This window comes from Peribacillus sp. NPDC096448, from assembly GCF_044762675.1.
Classification (GTDB): Bacteria; Bacillota; Bacilli; order Bacillales; family DSM-1321; genus Peribacillus; species Peribacillus frigoritolerans_B.
Genome location: NZ_JBIWEU010000001.1, coordinates 258,022 through 277,716, shown reverse-complemented (window position 1 = coordinate 277,716; position 19,695 = coordinate 258,022). Strand labels below are relative to the sequence as shown.

The 19,695-nt window shown below is 35.0% G+C and carries 17 protein-coding genes and 1 pseudogene; 7 read left to right on the top strand and 11 right to left on the bottom strand.

The window, feature by feature from the left end:
* Nucleotides 1-58 precede the first annotated feature (58 nt).
* From ACIQ0C_RS01345 to ACIQ0C_RS01335, 3 genes are all read right to left on the bottom strand, one after another.
* Entirely contained in the window at nt 59-823 is a 765-nt protein-coding gene (locus ACIQ0C_RS01345) for a tyrosine-protein phosphatase (protein ID WP_403056200.1), read from the bottom strand.
* Between the two features lie 135 nt (nt 824-958).
* Complete coding sequence (locus ACIQ0C_RS01340; protein WP_403056197.1) at nt 959-1,636, bottom strand: CpsD/CapB family tyrosine-protein kinase; 678 nt, start codon at nt 1,634-1,636, stop codon at nt 959-961.
* A 36-nt stretch (nt 1,637-1,672) separates the two neighbouring features.
* Complete coding sequence (locus ACIQ0C_RS01335; RefSeq protein ID WP_403056194.1) at nt 1,673-2,362, bottom strand: YveK family protein; 690 nt, start codon at nt 2,360-2,362, stop codon at nt 1,673-1,675.
* Nucleotides 2,363-2,803: 441 nt separating this feature from the next.
* Between ACIQ0C_RS01335 and ACIQ0C_RS01330 the strand changes: the two genes are divergently transcribed.
* From ACIQ0C_RS01330 to ACIQ0C_RS01310, 5 genes are all read left to right on the top strand, one after another.
* Nucleotides 2,804-3,115 (top strand): helix-turn-helix domain-containing protein, encoded by a 312-nt coding sequence (locus ACIQ0C_RS01330; RefSeq protein WP_403056191.1) that lies wholly within the window; start codon nt 2,804-2,806, stop codon nt 3,113-3,115.
* Nucleotides 3,116-3,816: 701 nt separating this feature from the next.
* The gene (locus tag ACIQ0C_RS01325; protein WP_403056188.1) at nt 3,817-5,082 is read left to right on the top strand and encodes a right-handed parallel beta-helix repeat-containing protein; all 1,266 of its coding nucleotides are present in this window, start codon (nt 3,817-3,819) and stop codon (nt 5,080-5,082) included.
* Between the two features lie 709 nt (nt 5,083-5,791).
* Nucleotides 5,792-6,085: a hypothetical protein gene (locus ACIQ0C_RS27240; RefSeq protein WP_483878356.1), complete on the top strand. Its 294-nt coding sequence runs from the start codon at nt 5,792-5,794 to the stop codon at nt 6,083-6,085.
* Between the two features lie 754 nt (nt 6,086-6,839).
* Nucleotides 6,840-8,018: an MFS transporter gene (locus tag ACIQ0C_RS01315; RefSeq protein WP_403056185.1), complete on the top strand. Its 1,179-nt coding sequence runs from the start codon at nt 6,840-6,842 to the stop codon at nt 8,016-8,018.
* A 415-nt stretch (nt 8,019-8,433) separates the two neighbouring features.
* Nucleotides 8,434-8,625, top strand: a complete 192-nt coding sequence (locus tag ACIQ0C_RS01310) for a hypothetical protein (protein WP_048681418.1) — start codon at nt 8,434-8,436, stop codon at nt 8,623-8,625.
* A gap of 208 nt (nt 8,626-8,833) precedes the next feature.
* Here ACIQ0C_RS01310 and ACIQ0C_RS01305 read toward each other — a convergent pair whose 3' ends face one another.
* Together ACIQ0C_RS01305 and ACIQ0C_RS01300 are read right to left on the bottom strand one after the other, a co-directional pair.
* Nucleotides 8,834-10,831 (bottom strand): CDP-glycerol glycerophosphotransferase family protein, encoded by a 1,998-nt coding sequence (locus tag ACIQ0C_RS01305; protein ID WP_403056182.1) that lies wholly within the window; start codon nt 10,829-10,831, stop codon nt 8,834-8,836.
* A gap of 250 nt (nt 10,832-11,081) precedes the next feature.
* Nucleotides 11,082-12,965: a S8 family serine peptidase gene (locus tag ACIQ0C_RS01300; protein ID WP_403056179.1), complete on the bottom strand. Its 1,884-nt coding sequence runs from the start codon at nt 12,963-12,965 to the stop codon at nt 11,082-11,084.
* A gap of 447 nt (nt 12,966-13,412) precedes the next feature.
* Between ACIQ0C_RS01300 and ACIQ0C_RS01295 the strand changes: the two genes are divergently transcribed.
* A complete protein-coding gene (locus ACIQ0C_RS01295; RefSeq protein ID WP_403056176.1) occupies nt 13,413-13,550 on the top strand; it encodes a hypothetical protein in 138 nt (45 codons plus the stop codon).
* Between the two features lie 152 nt (nt 13,551-13,702).
* Here ACIQ0C_RS01295 and ACIQ0C_RS01290 read toward each other — a convergent pair whose 3' ends face one another.
* Together ACIQ0C_RS01290 and ACIQ0C_RS01285 are read right to left on the bottom strand one after the other, a co-directional pair.
* Nucleotides 13,703-14,197 (bottom strand): DinB family protein, encoded by a 495-nt coding sequence (locus ACIQ0C_RS01290; protein WP_403056173.1) that lies wholly within the window; start codon nt 14,195-14,197, stop codon nt 13,703-13,705.
* Nucleotides 14,198-14,347: 150 nt separating this feature from the next.
* Nucleotides 14,348-14,545 (bottom strand): annotated as a pseudogene (locus tag ACIQ0C_RS01285) (IS1595 family transposase); the annotation flags it as partial.
* Between the two features lie 284 nt (nt 14,546-14,829).
* Between ACIQ0C_RS01285 and ACIQ0C_RS01280 the strand changes: the two are divergent.
* Nucleotides 14,830-15,837, top strand: coding sequence for an IS1595 family transposase (locus tag ACIQ0C_RS01280; protein ID WP_403056170.1), 1,008 nt, complete (start codon nt 14,830-14,832; stop codon nt 15,835-15,837).
* Nucleotides 15,838-16,389: 552 nt separating this feature from the next.
* Here the strand turns inward: ACIQ0C_RS01280 and ACIQ0C_RS01275 are convergent.
* From ACIQ0C_RS01275 to ACIQ0C_RS01260, 4 genes are all read right to left on the bottom strand, one after another.
* Nucleotides 16,390-16,635, bottom strand: coding sequence for a hypothetical protein (locus ACIQ0C_RS01275; protein ID WP_403056167.1), 246 nt, complete (start codon nt 16,633-16,635; stop codon nt 16,390-16,392).
* 155 nt (nt 16,636-16,790) lie between these two features.
* Nucleotides 16,791-16,961, bottom strand: a complete 171-nt coding sequence (locus ACIQ0C_RS01270) for a hypothetical protein (protein ID WP_403056164.1) — start codon at nt 16,959-16,961, stop codon at nt 16,791-16,793.
* A 136-nt stretch (nt 16,962-17,097) separates the two neighbouring features.
* Entirely contained in the window at nt 17,098-18,039 is a 942-nt protein-coding gene (locus ACIQ0C_RS01265) for a hypothetical protein (RefSeq protein ID WP_403056161.1), read from the bottom strand.
* 79 nt (nt 18,040-18,118) lie between these two features.
* Complete coding sequence (locus ACIQ0C_RS01260) at nt 18,119-18,661, bottom strand: hypothetical protein (protein ID WP_403056158.1); 543 nt, start codon at nt 18,659-18,661, stop codon at nt 18,119-18,121.
* Between the last annotated feature and the right edge of the window lie 1,034 nt (nt 18,662-19,695).

The window sequence follows — 19,695 nt, the reverse complement described above, 5'->3', positions numbered from 1 at the left end:
TTTACACGAAGGCAAAATTTTTTTATAATATTGAAGCGTTTCCTGACAATATATCATTCTAAAAGATTCCTAAGATTTTCTTTTTGAATGGCACTGGTTTTTCAATAGTAGGACTTTGGTCCTTTAATAGCTGTTCAGCGTTTTCTTTGAAATAAAATGTACGTTCTATCCCATATACTTTTGTGATTGTTTCATAGGCACGTTGTAACGTGAACCCTCTAGGGCCAATATTATGGGCATCTGTTGCAATAAAATGAGCCAGATTATGTTCGATTATCTTTTTTGAAAAAGATTGGATACTTTTACCGAAGTTCCCGATAATACTGCCAGAGGTTATTTGAGTTAGCGCGCCTTCCTGAACCAATTCAAATAATAGTTTATGATTTTCAATCAATTCCTTATTTCTCTCCGGATGTACGATTATCGGTGTAATTCCTTTCAACAGTAGCTCATATATTAATTCTTGTGTATATGTAGGAACTCTTCCCGACGGGAGCTCTAACAATAAATACGTACCGTTATCGTCCAGTGTTAGGATTTCATCCTTTTCAAATGAAGTAAATATATCCCGGTGTATTCTTACTTCTTGTCCGAGATGAATAGTAAGAGGAATATTTTCTTGTTGCAAACTCTCATTTAACCTCACTGCACGGTCAATGATGTTACTTTTAACATTTACATATTTCTCATTTAAGTGATGTGGCGTAGCAAAAATATGGGTGATTCCTGACTCTACCGCTTTTCTTGCCATGTTCATGCTTTCCTTCAAGTCCGCAGATCCATCATCCATTCCTGGGAGAATATGACAATGTATGTCAATCAATTTTCATACACTTCCTTTATGGGCTTATAGGCTTAATCACTAAGAAATCAGATAGGAATTAATACCCTGACTAATAGTAGCATATAAAACTGCCATTAAACAGGGTGTTATTTTGTCGAAAAATGTTTTATTTTGTTAAGTTTGATAATAATAATAATTGCTGTTATCCGTTTCAACACCATTCAAAACGACTCCAAGCAAGGATGTATTAGCTTTCACTAAAAGCTCCTTTGCTTTTACTGCACTTTGTTTGTTTGTCTTGCCGCTCGCCACTACCATGATCACGCCATCACATTTATTGGCTACGATCTGGGAATCCGGCACTACAAGAACGGGAGGTGTATCAAAAATGATATAATCATACATTTCTTTTAATTCCACAATTGCTGTTTCTATCGCTTTGGAATTTAATAACTCCGAAGGGTTAGGCGGAATTGGCCCACTCGTCAGAATTTCCAAATTAGGCACATTCGTTTTCATGATTGCTTTTTCTATGCTCATCTTCTTCGTTAGCACACTCGTAAGTCCCTCTATATTACTAAGGCTAAAAGCATAATGGACCGATGGTTTCCTTAAGTCTGCATCCACAAGCACTACTTTTTTATCCTCCTGTGCCAATACGATGGCTAGGTTGGCAGCTGTGGTCGATTTTCCGTCATTAGGCTCCGATGAAGTTACCACTATGGTTTGTATGTCTTTATCCACTGAGGAAAATTGAATGTTCGTTCTAATTAATCGATATTGCTCAGTAATAGGTGACTTAGGATTAGTCTGTGCAATCAAGTTCACCTGTTTTTTATCTTTACTTCTCAAAAATCCCGCTTCCTTTCATACTGCTTCTTATCCGGATTATCCTTTACTATGTACCTGTGTAATCTTTTGAATCGATCCAAGGATGGGTAATTCTAGGAGTCTCTCAATATCATCCTCGTCCTTGATCGTATTATCCATATACTCTAGCAGGAATGCCAAGCCTATTCCAGCCATCAATCCAACTACCACCGCAATAGCGATATTTAATAATGGAGATGGTTTAATGGGTGTAGGATTTTCCTTTACTTCTGCCTCAGCAAGTATGCTAACATTGTCGACATTCATTATATCTTTGATTTCCTTTTGGAATGTTCCAGACACTGCGTTTGCAATTTCGACTGCCTTCGAGGGATTACTATCTTGTACCGTTAAAGAGAAGACTTGAGAATTTTCTTGGCTATTAATAGTAATTTTTTGACTAAGTTGATCCAAGCTTTGTTCTAGTTCAAGATCATCAATGACCTTCTCTAATATAGCAGGACTTTTTATGATCACACTGTATGTATTGATCATGTCAATATTAGATCGTATTTGAGTAGAGTCCAATTGGTTCTCCGATTGTTTCTGATTAACCAGGATCTGTGTTGAAGATTGGTACACGGGTGTTAAAAAGAAATAAGAAATTAATCCACTAATCAAAGCAGCAATTAATGTCAGTAGCATGATTAGCTTCCAACGTTTCTTTAATGTTTTAAAAATATCTTTAATACTAATAGTTTCTTCCATTTTATCCTCCTGATATGTTAAAAATGACCTATTGCATTATACCATAATATTACCTATATTTATGTATTTTCAAGGAAATTTACATGAAACTTACAATGAAAGAATACTTTTCAAATGCCAAAGTAAATTTACAAAAAAGAAAATGGCAATACAAAGGAAATAATTTCTAATTTTTAAATATATATAAATAACGCATATTCCAGAATATTTCTGACTTACACACCATTCCTAATTTTGTTAGGTTGTTGATGGATTTTATAATATTTTCCAGAATAAACCTAACTAAATGCCTAACAAAACAGAAAAGTCCGATTATACATAAAATTACGTTAAGTTTTTTAGTGCCTAGTTATCATTAAAAATAACAGGAAAATGTGTAAACTGAAAGTGATAGATTAAATCACTATATAATTTTCATATTAATGGTTAGGTGTGGTCAAAATGATAGGTTACCGAGTTAAGTCGCTTAGAGAAGAAAGGAAAATGTCAATTAGTGAACTCTCCGCAAAATCCGGCGTTGCCAAATCCTATATAAGCTCACTGGAAAGAAACCTTCAAAAAAACCCTACTATTTTAGTTTTAGAAAAGATTTCCAGAATCCTGTGTATTAAGGTCGATGCTCTGTTGAAAGAACAACCAGACAAGGTCATGGATGAAGAATGGATGGAAATCATGCAGGATGTTATGGGATCTGGAATATCGAAAGAGGAAATGAGGGAATATATTCTAGATAGAAAAAATCACTCTTTTTAAGTTAACTTAGTATTGATTTTTTTGCTTATATTATTACTATGCTTATTTTTAGATTACTAATGTAAGCATAAAACCCAAAACACATCTTCAGGAACATTTTTCCTATTTTCCCGAAGTACTTCAACTGTTCTCTTATCTTTTATCACCAAAATGGCAATAAAAATACACACTATTTCTTAGTTAAGGTAAAAACAAAGACAGGGTCAAAAGCGCTTTTTTGTATATCTTTCATAATATTCTTAGAAATCCATTGTTTCCCTGCAACTCGAACCCACTCCTTTATCTTCTTCTTTTTTAAATCTGTTTGTCTATGTTCCTATACTTTCATAAGGTAATTTACAGGAACAAATCACCTTGGCTAGACTTGTCATAGAAAAAGTTGCAATAAATTGATTCATTACGTTTTTCTTTTTGGAATAGATTTATTTTAAAAAAAGTGTGGCATAGGTTCAGATTAGAAACCACGTCACTATAAATATATCTTTTATAACTCAATTTGAAATTAATCCCCATATTAATCACTTTTTTGCCTGAAACCAAAATATAGGTAATTGCACGTTTGATCTCATTCCGTCATATACTATAAGTATAGAAATGGAATCACTTAATAAATCTCCTCAATAACCTAGAATGTTAATGTCTTTCAGCATTTAAACATTAACATTTATTAAGGGGAAAATACTTTATAGGTAGGGATCGAAATGGGACAAGGTTGGTATGATTTAGAGATGGATTTCGGGGCAAAAAAAGATAATACCATTAACGATTTACAGTTATTTTTCAATTCTTTGCAAGATGAAGATACAGTTTTTATACCAAGAGGTGTATTTACTCTAAAGCCATTCAGTTTAAAAAACAAAAGGAACATACGATTCGAGGGGAACGGCACATTAAAAAGAAGTGTTTTAACATCAGGGAATTTCATATCTATAGATGGATGTGAAGGAATAACTCTAGGAATAAATATTGATAATTCAGATATGAATAACGCAGCTATTTACATGAAGGACTGTGCCAATTTCTCATTCAAAAAAACGAAAATAAAAAACCTTTATTCAAAAGATGCTATAAATGTGTATGCAGTTCAAATTACAAGGGGATGCTCATTTGGTAAATTTGAAGATTGTGAATTTGAAAATATCCGCTGTCAAAATGAAAGCAAGGCTTCTGCCAGAGCTATATTTATATCAAATTATAATGTAACTGAAAATCACACAATTGGAATAGAAGTAGATAATTGTAAATTTATTAATATGATAAGTGGGTCTGATACAGATGCCATTGTAATAGACCAACTTAATTTTTATGGATATCATCGTATTGCTAGAAATCATTTTATTGACATAGTGAAAAGACCAATAAAATTATTGGGGCACGGAAATATAGTAAAAGAGAATCGAATCTTTCACAGTGGTATGATAGGTACAAGTTTTGCTGGATTTTCTTCCTATGGAAATGATAATTTAATTGAGGGTAATGAAATTTACGGTATCGGTAAAAATGGAATTTGGGCTAACTTTGTAGATTGTAAAGGCGCAACTACTATCAGACGAAACAAATTTTACAATTCAGATTTAGCAGATACGAGTCTAACAAATGGAATTTATGTATATGATAATAATAATGGTATATATAACATTGAGGTTGAAGGAAACGAATTTAGGAATATTCGGCACGGACTATATTTAAATATAGGTACCCCTGTAGATAACCTGAAAATTAACAATAATAAATTTAGTGGGACTTTAAGTAAACATATCATTTATTTACGAAGTTTGGTTACTAAATTGGAGATTAATCAAAATAGTAGTACTACAAGTCCACAATTTTTTTTAACGTATGATATAAATCCCATTTTAATAACTATGAACGATAATAACATTAACGCATCTTGGGGTATTGTTTCTCCTACTACACATTCAAACTTAAATGCTAATAGAAATATTAATAATGGCATAGTTTTTTAAGCCATGGTAAACCGATAAAATCAGAATACTAACTTAGTTCCAAATTAATCAAATCACATCCTCATTAATACACATTTTGATGTAACTGCACTATTAATCTCCAACAATAACCGTCTTCAGGTGCCTTCAGTTAATATAAACCTTCCTCCCTTATAAGAGTATATTATTATCAGTCGTGATACACATGACAGCGATTAATAGTGGACTAACTTAACTAATTTGGAGGCTGCAATTAGTTATACAAGTTGGTATTAGAATTCAAATTATTGGCGGTTCCCTTTTCGCTTGTAGCAAGTATCTTTATGGATGTTCTTTTTTATGAAGAGAAATGAGCTTGTAGTACTGAGTAGTTAACGCATCAAGGAATATACTCACCTGCTACTGAAATATGTATCCCTATAGCAAATTTTTAACCCCATGTAAACTATGTTATGGTTTCATTTGTTTTAAGTAATGTTATTGTATCCCCTTTTTCCTTCTCACTTTTTCGTTTTATGATAAAAAAAAAGGAGTTTTTGGGAATGATTATTCTGCAGTATTGCAGTATACTGGAGAACTTTTTTCATTCATGCATAAGGATATATCGGAAACTCAGGTTAAATGCCATGTTTGTGCAGGTACAGGTGCTACGATATTTATACCGATTGTCTTACCTGTAATACAAAGGGATTAATATTTAAAGTTGAGTATAATAGGAGGCTTGAAGAAGGTGAAATTTAAAGAATTTCATGAGGTCGATATATGTAAACGAGAAGCAATATTGGCTATTGCTTCTTTTTTTGTTCAATACGGTGCCATTTGTCCTCCATCTTTAAAGGGTATTTTAATTATCAGGGGGAAACATATGACAGCAATTACTCATACGGAGTGGCTGATCCTGATGCTGCGATTAAGTGGTATGAGCAGGTGTTGGGTTTCAGGTTATTGGCGGGTTCCTTCATTTGATGCTAGTATGAAGAATGAACATTATATGACGATTGTGCTTTTTGAGTTTCTGGAGTAAAAGACGCGATTATTCCGCTTTGCCATTTACTTTTGTCGTTTTGTACCGCCTCCTTTTACTGTCGGTTTCACAAATTCTATTCTATATTCTTCATCATTCAACTTTGATACGCACTAAATCTCATTAAGATTTTTTAAGATCAAAAAAATCCAGCATTTATGCTGGATACTCCAAAGTACCAATCACTTAACCAAATTCAATACTTCTAGAAGTCTGCCATCTGAATTATAGTTAAAAGTGACTGCCTTATCATGAATGTGATATCTTAAACAAAAAATCTCTGCGTCATTAGGGATTTTTAGTATATAATCATCAAATTGTTCGGAATTTAGTTTAACAACCATAGGTTTCTTCCTAGTATGTAGAGAATCTTCAGTCTCTATAAATCTACCCATAATTAACTCCTTTAATCTCTCATTTCCCAAATATCCAGCAGTTTGACCCTAATTACCATACGGATTAATTATTTTCCATTGGAACTGCACGGTTGTTTCACTCAAAGTTAATCCCGCTCTACATTAGGGTTCTGTATAAGCAGGAACATGGTTTAATGGAAAATCCGCTATAAGGCCCTTTGTGTTATGTTTCCTGAATATAAAGTGACCTCCATCCCGATTTTTATAAAATTTTTACTGTCTAACCAGTAGTCAATATTACTTAGATTTATAGTGATCTCTTAATTTTTATAGATTGTTCTCTATAACTTTAGTAAAATGAGAATGATAATTACTATCAATTAAGGAGAATAACTATTATGGGTGTACCTTTGTTAAAAGAAGAGCTTCCGGTTGTTGATAAAATCTGGTCGCGTGATTTTATGATGATTTTCTTGGCTAACTTTTTTGTTTTTTTATCCTTTCAGATGACTTCCCCGACCCTTCCGCTGTTTGTAAAGGAGCTTGGCGGAAATGAACGGTATATTGGGTTAGTTGCTGGGATGTTTTTATTTTCTGCCCTGATTGTCCGTCCTTTTGCTGGACAGGCCTTGGAAACAAAAGGCAGGCGTTTTGTTTTCCTGTTCGGACTAGCCCTTTTGGCTGTAGCGATTGGTTCGTTTGGATTTATGATGAGTATTTTCCTTCTATGTGCCATAAGGATTTTACAAGGGATTGGCTGGGGATATACGACCACGGCATCAGGTACGATTGCCTCCGATCTTATCCCAGCAAAGCGTCGGGGTGAGGGAATGGGATACTTCACTTTATCGGGGAATTTGGCGATGGCTATTGGTCCTTCATTCGGGCTTTTCTTAGCGGATGTTTTAACCTTTCAACATTTGTTTTTATTTTGCGGAGTATTAATTCTTGCAGCTTGGATCATGGCTTCAACGATTACGTATAAAAAAGCGGAACATGCTTCTGCCCCAGTTAAAACTAATAGGTTTGACATTTATGAAAAAAGCGCTGTCGCTCCGTCCGTTCTTGTTTTTTTCATTACGGTAACTTTTGGCGGGACTGCTACCTTCTTACCGCTTTATACAATCGAAAAAGGTCTGACAGGTATTCAGGGATACTTTTTTCTTTACGCCTTGGCCCTTATTTTCACACGTATGTTCGCTGGAAAGATCTATGATCAAAAAGGACATCAAGCTGTCTTCATTCCATCCACTCTTTTTATCGTAGCGGCGATGCTATTGCTAGCCTGGATGCCAAGTAACATGATTCTGTATCTGGCATCCATTTTATATGGCATTGGATTCGGTGCTGTCCAGCCGGCTCTTCAAGCATGGTCTCTTGAACACGCTGCCCGAAATCGAAAAGGCATGGCCAATGCCACTTTCTATTCCTTCTTTGATCTTGGAATCGGTTTCGGTGCCATCCTATTCGGACAAATCGGCTATTTGTTTGGGTATATAAGCATTTACATAATGGCAGCAGTCTCTGTGGGGATTTCAATAGTGGCCTACCTATGGATTTTAAGAAAAATGAAGTAATTACACATTAAAGGACATCTTTGTGGATGTTCTTTTTTTTGAAAGGCTCTTTTAGTAAAGATTGTTGTTATTAAAACGAAACTATTTAAGGTTGATTGTAGCGGAAGTGCCAGACTCCTGCGGGAGCAGCGGGACAGGTGAGACCCCACAGGAGTTTACGCCGTGGAGGCTCACCGCCCGCCCCGCGGAAAGCGAGCATCTGGAGGGGAAATCAACCACACCACATTACTTGGTAAATGGCAACAAAGTATTCGAAAACAGCGTGATTTTGTAGAACAGTTTATCGCATTTGCAGCACATTTTTTAACCCCATGTAAACTATGTTATGGTTTTATTTGTTTTAAGTAATGTTATTGTATTTCCTGTTTCCTTCTCTCTTTTTCGTTGTATGATAGAAAAAAAAGGAGTTTTGGGAATGATTATTCTGCAGTATATTGGAAAAGTCTTTTCATTCATGCATAAGGATATACCGGAAACTCATGTTAAATGCCATGTTTGTGCAGGTACAGGTGCCTACGATATTTATACAGATTGTCTTACCTGTAATGCAAAGGGATTGATCAGTAAAGTTGAGTATAATAGGAGGCTTGAAGAGGGTGAGATTTAAAGAATTTCATGAAGTCGATATGTGTAATCAAAGAAGCAATATTGGCTATTGCTTCTTTTTTGTGTCCCAATAACGTTGCCGTTTGTCCCTTGGAAGATATATTACTCTAGTTTGAATGCATGATTTAATTATCGCATATTCAAAAGACCACCATTTGGTGGCCTTCTGCAAATATATCCTTTTTTGTTCCAGGTTCCATTCAGAACAATCAAGAAGCAGAAGATTGCTTTTCAGAAATAGAAAATGCACTCTCTTCCTCTAATGGGTCATGTTCATTTTGGAAAATGATGTTTTGGATGTAGTCATAGGTATTTTCTGTATTGTGACCGCTTGTGCACTCCATTAATTTTGAGAATTGTGCAATATGGAAAGGTGATTGCGGGTTATTGTAATTGTAAACAATTTCAGAGTGCAAATCTTTGAATCTCTCTACTATGCCGCCAAAAGCAATTTCTTTCTGGAGAATGTTTGGTGCACCATATTCCACCTCTGCCAGAGCCTTGTCTTCCCAATAGAAAATTACATTACTTCCACCTGCAAACGCATAGAAAGTAATAGAAGAATAATCGGATATGACAACTTTACTGTTTAATAGAGCATCCTTTATGTCCCCTACATAAAAAGATTCTTCGTATTTATCATATATATCCGGGAACTGTTCTTGAAGTATGATTCTTGATTTAGGATGGAGAATGACATTGATTTTTTTATCTTTGTAGAACTTCTCTTTTCGGATCAATTCTAAGAATGAGAAATACCGGTCTAAATAGCTTCCAACTTCAATGCTTCCTGTGAGGTCCCATGGCCTCCATGTAAGCATAAATGTAATTTGATTTTTTTCATTTTGTTGTTCCTTGACATATAAATCAATATTAGGCAGCCCTGTTACCATCAGTTCTTTTTCCGTATAACCTGTATTTTTAAGGAATAAGTTTTTCTCAAAATTGGAATTTACGAGCATGTAATCCGGTGCAATCGGCACTTTACGGTTAAAGTAACCGCGTTCGAAAATATTGGTTGCCATACATGGTCCATGCTGCAACATTATTTTTTTATCAGTTGAAAGAACCTTTTTCTTAATTAAGTAATCGTTATCGTACAATCGGCGTTGTATATGGCCCACAAGATCGGAAGATTGAAAGCTTCTGGCTAAAAAGATGTGATAGAAAGCAAGAAAACTATTTTTCCCAACAAGGGCCCTGCCGTATTGTTGCTTAAGATTTTGGAATTCGGGGTGGCCTTTTTCTAAGATATAAACGCAGGAATCCCCCATCTTGAATGCATATTTAAACAGTTCAAAGGCAGATTCCGAAGCCCCTGCACTGAATTTTTCAAAATAGATATCGTATTTTTTTTTGTTTAGTGAAAAAAGGCTGATCAGATAAGCAAATCTTTCTTTAATGATAATGCTTTTGCTCATTATACTTGTTAATACGATAACGTATTGACCTGTTATAGACTTTCGAATAAAAAGTTCACTATTCATCTGCCCCAAACGATAGGAACGGGTGTTGTACAGATAATGATTTTTATTGTATTTGTGCTTAGAGTCTGATTTAAAATTATACCAATAATCATGATCAGCGTGACTGAGCTTGATAAAAATAGGCGTATTAATCTCGCTAGTGTTTACATAATGTTTATAAATTTCCTTCATTGGTATGAAAGACCAGTAGGTATGAATGAATATGGATATCTTCCCTGTCTTCATTGCAAATTTCTCTCTTATTTTGACTGGAAAGAGAAAATGCACTTTAAAATTTATGCTTTTATCGTAACCGAAAGATAAATATACGTCTTTAAACGAATAATTTCTGCTGCGCATGACCCCAACAAATAGGAAGTGAAAAAATAAAAGGAATACTAAACTTTTGAAAAACGGGCTTTTCTCTATCTTATCCAATGTTTTGTCGATCTGCAGATTTTTTTGATTTGTTTTAACGAAAGAAAGTTTGCAGTTTGTATCAACGAAGAAAATAATTCTTTCCTTAACATTTCCTTTCTTTGAAGTGATCGTTTGCAGGATAGTCATTGGTTCATATCCTGAAAGAGTAACCGTATTGTTCGTTTTTTGACTATAGACGAAATACTTCATATTATATTTTCTTTTTTTACTAATACTCTTAGTGCCATTGAAAAGGCAATAGTCATCTGCTAAAACGGGATTTCCATTTTCAAGATGACCATAAACAGTTTCTTGTTTCAAAGCTTTCCCCCCATGTTTTCCGGTACTTGTAACCCTACGGCATATTTTGCCGGTACCTTTGTCACAGCCTATATTTTGAAAAAAAGACAATATACCTATGATATTATACTAGTTATACACTTCATTGTAATTATAATTTAAAAAAACTTTTAACTTTTGTTTTTTCATGCCGTCGTGTAACTTTCCCTTATTGTAGCCATAATCATAAACAGCCCCCAATTAGTTATTGGGGGCTGCTCCTGTTTTTCTATCACTTTTTAACTGTTACTTTTCTTGATTCGCTTACGTTTTTCGCTTTATCTTTGGCATGAATATATAGGTTCTTCCCGGCTTTTTGCTTGGGGATTCTAACCGAGAATGTACCTTTGGTCGTTGCTGTTGCAGAGCCGATCACTTTTTTTGATGCTTTGATGAACACTGTGGAGTTAGCCTCTGCTTTGCCCGTTACTATTGTCGTTTTTGTCGTGACTGTGTTGACCGTCGGTTTACTTGGTGCTGTTTTGTCTGCAACGGTCACGGTTTTGATCGAGCTAATATTTCCCGCTTTATCGGTTGCTGTAACGGATAGGACTTTTCCGGCCTTTTGTTTTTTTGACATCGTTACGGTGAAATTCCCTGCGCTGTTGGAATTTGCTTTGCCTAGAACCGTACTGCCGGTTTTGACGGTGACGGAAGAGCTAGCTTCCGCTTTGCCGGTTACTTTTACGGTATTGTCACCCACCGCATTTACGGACGGTCTTGCAGGAGCCGTTTTATCTGCCACTTTAAATGAAACGGGGATACTTTTATTTCCCGCTTCATCGATGAGCCTAGTAGAGATGGTCGTGCCGGCTATCTGTTTTGCGATAATCGCTGTAAACGTTTTTTCTCCATTGATCTTCACTGTCGCGAGTTGTTTTTTATCGGTATAAATGGAGACGGTCCCCGTTTTGAAATCTGCCGGGATTTTTCCATTGATCTTGGTGTCCTTATCGGATATCGCGGTCACGGCCGGTTTGGTCAGCGTCTTCATTTCCAGTGCTTTTTTGGCATTGACCCGCCCGTTTCCATAGTAAATGTCTTTCCCTTTTGTACCTAGGTCCACGGCTGAATCATAGAGGCGGTATTCGACCTCCGTTTTGTTGAGCTTGGGCTCATGGGACCAAATAAGTGCCGCTACACCCGCCACCATCGGCGTGGCCATCGATGTTCCGCTCATCCAGCCGTATTTACCATTTGGCAAGGTTGAAAGGATATCATCTCCAGGGGCCGCAATATCGACTGATGAATGATAGTTGGAATAACTGGGACGCTTGTCACTTGAGTTAGTGGCAGCAACGGAAATGACGTGGCTGAATGCAGCTGGGTACACACGCTGGACATTTTTCCCCATATCCCCTTCATTCCCGGCAGCCGCGACGATCAGTACGCCTTTTTTATAGGCTTCCTGGACGGCCTTGTTCAAGGATTCCGAATAACTGGTGTCACCTAAACTCATATTGATGATGTTTGCCTTTTGCTGAACGGCATAATGTATTGCGTCAATGATATCGGCAGTATCGGCATACTTTCCATCAAAGACGTTAATTGGCATAAGTTTAACGTTCGGAGCAAGACCCGTTCCGCCTATGCCATTGTTCGCAGAACCGGCAATGATGCCGGCGATATGCGTTCCATGCGTCCCTTTTGGTACGATATGCTTCCGATTGCGTATCGTATCATAGGCATTGACGATCCTTCCTTTTAAATCTTCGTGGTTGCGATCGATGCCGTCGTCAATGATGGCCACGATCAATTCCTTCGATCCCATTGATTTTGTCCATGCTGCACCCGTACCAAGCTTTTTATGGTGCCACTGGTCTATGTAGGCTGGATCGTTCGGGCTTTCCATCTTCTTGAAAAGATAGTTTGGTTCTGCATATTCCACATTCTTCTGTTCTTCAAGCTCCTCGATCAGGTTGTCGGTCGTTTCCCCTTTAGGAACATCCACCTTTTCTATCAACTCGTTGATCGGCTCATCGTCCGTCTCTTTATACTTGACGATGACACCATCAGATTGCGGCGTTTCTTCTGCAGATGCAGCATCTGGCTGGTAGATTGGCAGAATCATAAACAGTAATAATACCGGCAGTATGGCCTGAATAAGTTTGTGCATACAATCACTCCAAAAAATTTGATTAAGAATAGCTATCGATGAGGTTATATCATGAACCATTTCTACTATTATTCCTAACTAGATTGTATACCGACTGATTTGGTTTTACTAACCTTTTTATCTAGTTAAATTAACTTATTTACACAACAAAAAAACCACTATAAAGCAATCTCAGATTGTCGACAATACAGCGTTCTAACAAAGCGGTTGACTGTAGACAAACTTGATAATAATTGATTACTATAAAATTTGCACTTTGATTTCCACTCCAGGCACTCGCTTTCCGCGGGCGGTCCGGGAGACTCGCTTTTCCCGCAGGAGTCTCGTGCCTTCCGTTCCAATCAACTTCGTTTGAAAAATTCAGATAGAAGCACTTTTGTCTAATAAAGGGAGTTCCGATTGGTCTAATCCTAAACCATGATTTTAAATCAAGACTAAATTCACTTAATGTTTTTTAATGTAATCCTTATTGGATTGAAGAAATTTGCGGCACCCCTGCCGAATAAATGGCTAGCCGAGACACCGCAGCCGCTTGCTTTTATGCGGCTTGGCAGACAGTCGGCGGAAAAGGTAGCGGATTTCTGAAATCAACTGGATCTTTTTTTATAATAAGGCTTTGTTAAGTAGTATTGTTGTTTTTCAGGTATAAAATATGGGAACGTCCGATCTGGACGTTCCCGTTCTTATTCCATTAAAGCCCCCTATAATGGAATAACTGTAAAGCTAATGAAGCTTTTTTAAAAGCTGCGTTTCTCTGGCCAAGCTCCTTGCATTTTACTTAGGAATACAATTTGCCCAATATGATATGCGTCGTGCATTGCTAAACTCTTCAGTTCAAGCACTAATGAATTATCTTCTCTTGGGACCTGTCTATACAAATCTTCATGTTCTGATTTTGCTAGTATTTTTCCAAGTTCACGATGAACATAAAAGTATTCTTGTTTTGTTTCTGTCCAATTTTCTATCGTCTCAGTTGGTAATCGAAATGTAGATTCATTATTTTCCGCCTGTGGTTCATTCGCTGTTTCACCAAGAAATCGCATCAGAAATCTCTTTTCATAGAAAAGTAAATGACAAACTAATTCCCAAATGGAATTCATTGCCCCATCAGCTGGTTTCCAAATTGCCTGTTCAAAAGTAATATCCTCTAGCACTTTTTCAAGCGGTGGAAACCAGTCTTCTTCATCTAAGCAGCTTGCCCATTGTTGTAACAAAAGTGTCTTTACATCCATTTTCTCTTCCCTCCAATTTAATCCCTTTAATAGATAATCCCTTTGGTCAAAATTCATTTGCGGCGTGTTGTAGATAGATCATTAATTAAGGTGTCATGCCAATTCCTTGTTCAATTAAACTGGCCCTTTAACGGAACAATGAACACTCCATTATTTGGAATATTCTGATAACCTTAGTTTATCATAAGTTGTGTTAACTGAGAAAGAACAACTTTCTAAAACCATTTTGTTTATCGTAAAGTTATCTTTTATATGTTTGCTGTTATCTAAGAATTGGAATCAGCTCAAATAATGGTCTAGATATTTAGTCGCTACACCATTAAAACGCTCCATATTACCGGCTAGCTGTTACTAAAACCATAAAACAGCAAAAAAATAACCCATATAATGCCAACCCTTATATTTCAACGTTTTTCAAGTTTCAAAGTCTAATTTTGTATATTTAATTTTTTAATACCCATTAAAAAAGTTGTTTAATACATACTGTTTTTGAACTAAAGGCCACTTTATGATATGTTTTTTAACTTTTTGCCGTTTTATACTTTTAAAAAAAGGCTGTTTTCGCATAGATTGTGGTTTTTCCACATACTAATTCAACCTTGATATAATCCGATTTAAGGAGGGCGAATAGTGTGTGGGAAAATGTATATGAAGAGTTCAGTGAATTGAATAGGTCGCAACAAATTGCTTTATTTGAAGCTATAAAACAAGATTTGTTTCCAGAAGATCCTAAGAAAGTCGATAAATTGCTTGATTCTATCCGTGAAGTTCGTTTTGCTTCTGGTATAGGGTGCGTTCATTGCGGAAGCAAATCTGTTAGACGAAATGGTAAATATCGTTCAAGACAACGCTATTTGTGTAAGGACTGCAATAAAACTTTCAATGATATGACGAATACTCCATTTGCAGGTTCGAAATATCCCGAAAAATGGGTGAGATATATTGAACTAATGGTGGAGGGTTATACATTACCCAAGATCGCTAAACGCCTGAAAATCCATATTTCTACTGCGTTCTATTGGAGACATAAAATCCTGAATGCATTGGTTAGTCTAGGTTATAAACAATTAGAAGGTATCGTCGAAAGTGACGAAACCTTCTTTCGCGAGTCATTAAAAGGTCGTCGCGATATTACCCATAGAAAAGCAAAGAAACGTGGAGAAAAGGATACAAAAAGAGGAATTTCCAATCAAAAAATAGCCGTAGTAGTTGCACAAGACCGTAATGGGAATATGATTGCTCGTAAAGCAGGTACGGGTCGGGTTAAAGCCGAAGAAATTGACGCAGTGATAGGTGGATTTATTCATACATCTGCTTTGCTGTGCACTGATACTGCAACGAATTATAAAAAATTTACGAAGATAAAGGGCTTGCTGCACGAAACCATTAATGAACGCCAAAACCAAAGAGTAAAAAAAGGAATATATCATATACAGCACGTCAATAACTTCCACAATCGCTTAAAGGGTTGGATGGAACGTTTTCAGGGCGTTGGAACATATTATTTGGACCATTACCTCAATTGGTTTCGCTGGCTTGAATTAGGAAAGCACTTAGCAATAGATAAAAGGGTGGAACATATGTTGATTTCAGCGTGTCAAAGATCTAACTATAATACGGTCAAGATGTTAAGAAGCTGATGGAAAGTTAGATGATAAAAAAACGCCCAGAATTTTAACTCTAAGCGTTGTAAATTTAATTGGAACGGTATTCCATTAAAGCACTTGTTAGTTCAACAAGTATACGTTAATTCTTTCTATTGAGATGTCAAAAACATTTGCAACAGTAAACTAAAGATTATGGAAAAAATTTTAATCCAAAGATAATCTTTCTTTGATAAAATTGTCTGGGACCTTTCGATATATCCAACCACAAGAACCAAGCCCAAAGCACCTATATATGGCTTGATATAATTCAATGTCTCATTACTCCAATTTGTATCAATAAAACTGTAAAAGAACAGTAGAAGAAAAGTATAAGTTCCAATTGCGAATATAGTTTCTTTAAACTTTTCAATTCTTGTATTTATCCAAATTACATCTACAAAACCCCGTCTTATTAAACTAAAATGCCCTTTAACGTAATAAGACCTTTGTATATATAATACCATAAAAAGTAAATTATCCCTCACTTACTTAAAAACAACAATCTTTACGAAAAGAGCCTAAATTAAAGTACACTCTTTAGTTCAATTATTTTTTTGAAATACTAAATTTCTTTTGAGAGAGAAAATAAGCTAATGTAGCAGTTAGCAAAGTTAACAGTAATGGAGTTAATGAAGTCGACCCAAACACTACTTTTTGACTTAAGTTACCCTCCATTGAAGAAAAATCAGGAATATAAGAAGCAGTAAGAATCATACCTGATACTATTTGAAATACCATATTTATCATTACAAAACTAATTATAAACACAAAATACTTTTTCAATATTGTCACCTCCTTACTTCAATTTACCACACTTCTTTTTACGAGTACTAGGCCGCATTTATAAACACAAACACCGTTCAGAGTAGAACGGTGTAAAAAAATAATCCTTGTTGAACTAACGTTACCCATCACGACATTTGGCCGAGGTCTTACGTTAATATTTATCAATCTTCTTTTATTGGTTTATATCCCAAAGCTCCTAAAGCCCAATTAAATTCGTACCGAAACTCATCATTTCCGGGATACGATAAAAGCATCTGTTGATAGTCTCTTATTAAAGATTCCTTTTGATCATTAGTTAAAAAGTCATCGTCTGACTTAGGGATTAACTTCATAACTTATTCCTCCTTTAAGATTTTTATTGTGAAACTTAAATTAAAATGGATTTTTCTTAATAAGGGTTTATAGTAGATTATTGCGAAACTGACGTAGAAAGTTAATATAATATTCCATTCCCTAGCAGGGAACAACTTATTTTATTAAATAAGCCGGTGAAGAAAATATCAATCTGGGTGCCATATTTGAATTCTCTATTTTTACAGAGTTTGGCGGAATATAGGTTGAAAAAATTCGAAAGAAACCTTTGTTTGTTTCGGGTGTTATTTTATATATATGTTTAGTCAAAGGTTCAATAACAAAGTTATTTGTCGGTTCATTGTTCAATTCTAGATTTTTATATTCACCATTTATATAATAATAAAGATAACCTGTAATTTGATATCCTGTAGGGTTCACAATATTTAAGAACAATTCATTATGGTTATTTTTTTCAACATCCCGAATTTTATTTCCTTCCTTGTCACTTATATATATCTTATAAGTTTCTTCTTCAGCTGATATTTTTTTTATTTTAAGAGGTTTTATTTCCTTTGTTTTTTCGAATTTAACTGTATTTTCATTTTCATTATTTCCCACTTTAATTTTAAAATAATATGGAGAAAAATAATCTTTGTCAGAGTACTTTTCTTTAAAGTCGACTTTATCGTATTGAGTTATGATATAAGCAATATGTTCTCCGTTTACCAGATTTGGTATATTTATATTTACTGTTTCACTTGTATTTGGCTCAACCTTAATATTTTCTTGATGAATAGGTGTACCACTGCCTTCTATAAAGATAGATATATCAATTAAATCTAGATTTTCGGTTTTATTAGTATATGTATAATTCGCTTTAAAATTTCCTTGTATATCTGTTTTATATTCTAAAGAATCTTTATCAATCATATATTCATCTTCTGCTAGAAATTCAGTATATCTAATGATATCAGGGTTATTTTCCATTTTATTTTTGTAGACCTCTCTTTTTTCTTTAATTGGTTTTTCAACACTTGTAGTCGTTTCTTTGTTATTACAAGAGCTTGTTATTAATAATAAGAATAGAATTATAAATAAATAAAGATGTTTTCTCATTATAATTAGAACCATTCCTTTATTTAAAGAACCCTCTCCTCTGTGAGTGAAAGGGTTTTAATATTTTTTTATTAACTGATTAAGGTTTTAAAGTATCGCCTGTTCTTGCAGAGTAAGTTCCAGATGCTACACTTACAGTGTGTTTAGCATCAACTACTATAGAATCTCCAACTCTTGCTCCCAGCTTTACATTTTCACCTAAATATACTGAAGTACTACCTCTTGTCCACCAATTGTCATTGTAATCATCATCATACCATTTAATTTTTGCTTTTCCTTTCGGATCTTTACCAAGATACCCGTGTACTGTTATGCTAACAACTAATGATGTTGCATCTGTAGAGGATGTCCCATAATACCTTAAACCATCTTGAATAGCGTTACTTCTACCTATAGCATTAGGAAATGCCTTTCTACCCAAGGTTTGAAATTCATCTGTAGATTGAGTTTCCTGAGTAAACCCAAACTTCTTTGATGATGATTTTGGTATTTCTTCAGCTGTTTGAGCCGAAGGATAATAGTCAGAAGAAGTTTGCTTTGTACGCTCAGCAGCTAGAGCCCCTGGTTGAGCAAGACCTATGGTAAAACATACTGCAATAAATCCACTAATAACTTTTTTCATAAATGTTCCTCCTTATTACATATAATGAACTAGTTCACCTTGGATTATATCACCTATTAATTGGAAAAAATTACATAAATATGTCGATTTTTTGAAAAAAATTAAAAAATATGTAAAATACAAATTCCTCATATATCTTTTAATGAGATATTTATTTTTATACAAATTCAGTTAACATAGGGGTACCGCCAACATTTAAAAGTGAGGTCTCCCTTTCCTGTTACCAAAAGGAACGCACCTGTTTATATAGTGCGTTCCCTTTTTTATACCGTTCCACTCCGGGATGCTAAAGGGTCCAAATTTGGTCCTTTTTTTAAAAAACCGGCTCTAACAATGCTATTTTTTTCAATGGCAATTTTGTAATGATTGGTTATGATACTCATCCAAATGCAAAAATAATTAAAGAAATATTTGAATCGTTTAATGGAGGAAAATAGAAAAAGCCTATTCTAACCCGAAGCTATCTATATCATCTAGAAAAAATAAATAAGTGCCTACCAGCCTTTTAAGGGATCAAACCCCGGTTGGTAGGCACTTTAAATTGTTTTCAAAATGATATTTGCCTGGGTTGCTACTTGAGCAGCAACCTTTAAATGGGATTTTCCGGGAATACTTTCGCAAAGATTATAATCATCCATTAGACAAAAACACAGATGATTTAAACTGGGTAAATCAAATTTTAAAGGCTTGTCTTTTTTAATAAACAACATCCCCATTTTTTATGTGAATTATTAATTTGGTAAATAAAATAAAAAGCCAGTCATTTAATTGACCGGCTTTTTTTCTTTTCAAAACTAAAGTTTCTCTTTTTATGCCTTCATTACTAATCCAATAACAAATGAATCTTTAATAATTTATGATTCTGCAATTCCTGTTGTCTAGTAGCATTTTGTCTTCCTTTGTATTCCCACCCGTTCGGTCTATTCCGTACTCATAATCACCCTCAGGTTCTCATAAATGTCGGATTCCTAACCAAATTGTAAGTAGATAAATTAAAGACCCGAATTAATTTCAGGTCTTATTTTTTATTAAAA

What these genes read in the sequence shown, in the direction of transcription:
- ACIQ0C_RS01270 (WP_403056164.1), bottom strand. Translation starts at nt 16,961, where the DNA reads ATGAAGTTAATCCCTAAGTCAGACGATGACTTTTTAACTAATGATCAA.
- ACIQ0C_RS01300 (WP_403056179.1), bottom strand. Translation starts at nt 12,965, where the DNA reads ATGCACAAACTTATTCAGGCCATACTGCCGGTATTATTACTGTTTATG.
- ACIQ0C_RS01310 (WP_048681418.1), top strand. Translation starts at nt 8,434, where the DNA reads ATGATTATTCTGCAGTATATTGGAAAAGTCTTTTCATTCATGCATAAG.
- ACIQ0C_RS01260 (WP_403056158.1), bottom strand. Translation starts at nt 18,661, where the DNA reads ATGAAAAAAGTTATTAGTGGATTTATTGCAGTATGTTTTACCATAGGT.
- ACIQ0C_RS01325 (WP_403056188.1), top strand. Translation starts at nt 3,817, where the DNA reads ATGGGACAAGGTTGGTATGATTTAGAGATGGATTTCGGGGCAAAAAAA.
- ACIQ0C_RS01265 (WP_403056161.1), bottom strand. Translation starts at nt 18,039, where the DNA reads ATGAGAAAACATCTTTATTTATTTATAATTCTATTCTTATTATTAATA.
- ACIQ0C_RS01315 (WP_403056185.1), top strand. Translation starts at nt 6,840, where the DNA reads ATGGGTGTACCTTTGTTAAAAGAAGAGCTTCCGGTTGTTGATAAAATC.
- ACIQ0C_RS01290 (WP_403056173.1), bottom strand. Translation starts at nt 14,197, where the DNA reads ATGGATGTAAAGACACTTTTGTTACAACAATGGGCAAGCTGCTTAGAT.
- ACIQ0C_RS01330 (WP_403056191.1), top strand. Translation starts at nt 2,804, where the DNA reads ATGATAGGTTACCGAGTTAAGTCGCTTAGAGAAGAAAGGAAAATGTCA.
- ACIQ0C_RS01335 (WP_403056194.1), bottom strand. Translation starts at nt 2,362, where the DNA reads ATGGAAGAAACTATTAGTATTAAAGATATTTTTAAAACATTAAAGAAA.
- ACIQ0C_RS01295 (WP_403056176.1), top strand. Translation starts at nt 13,413, where the DNA reads ATGTTTTTTAATGTAATCCTTATTGGATTGAAGAAATTTGCGGCACCC.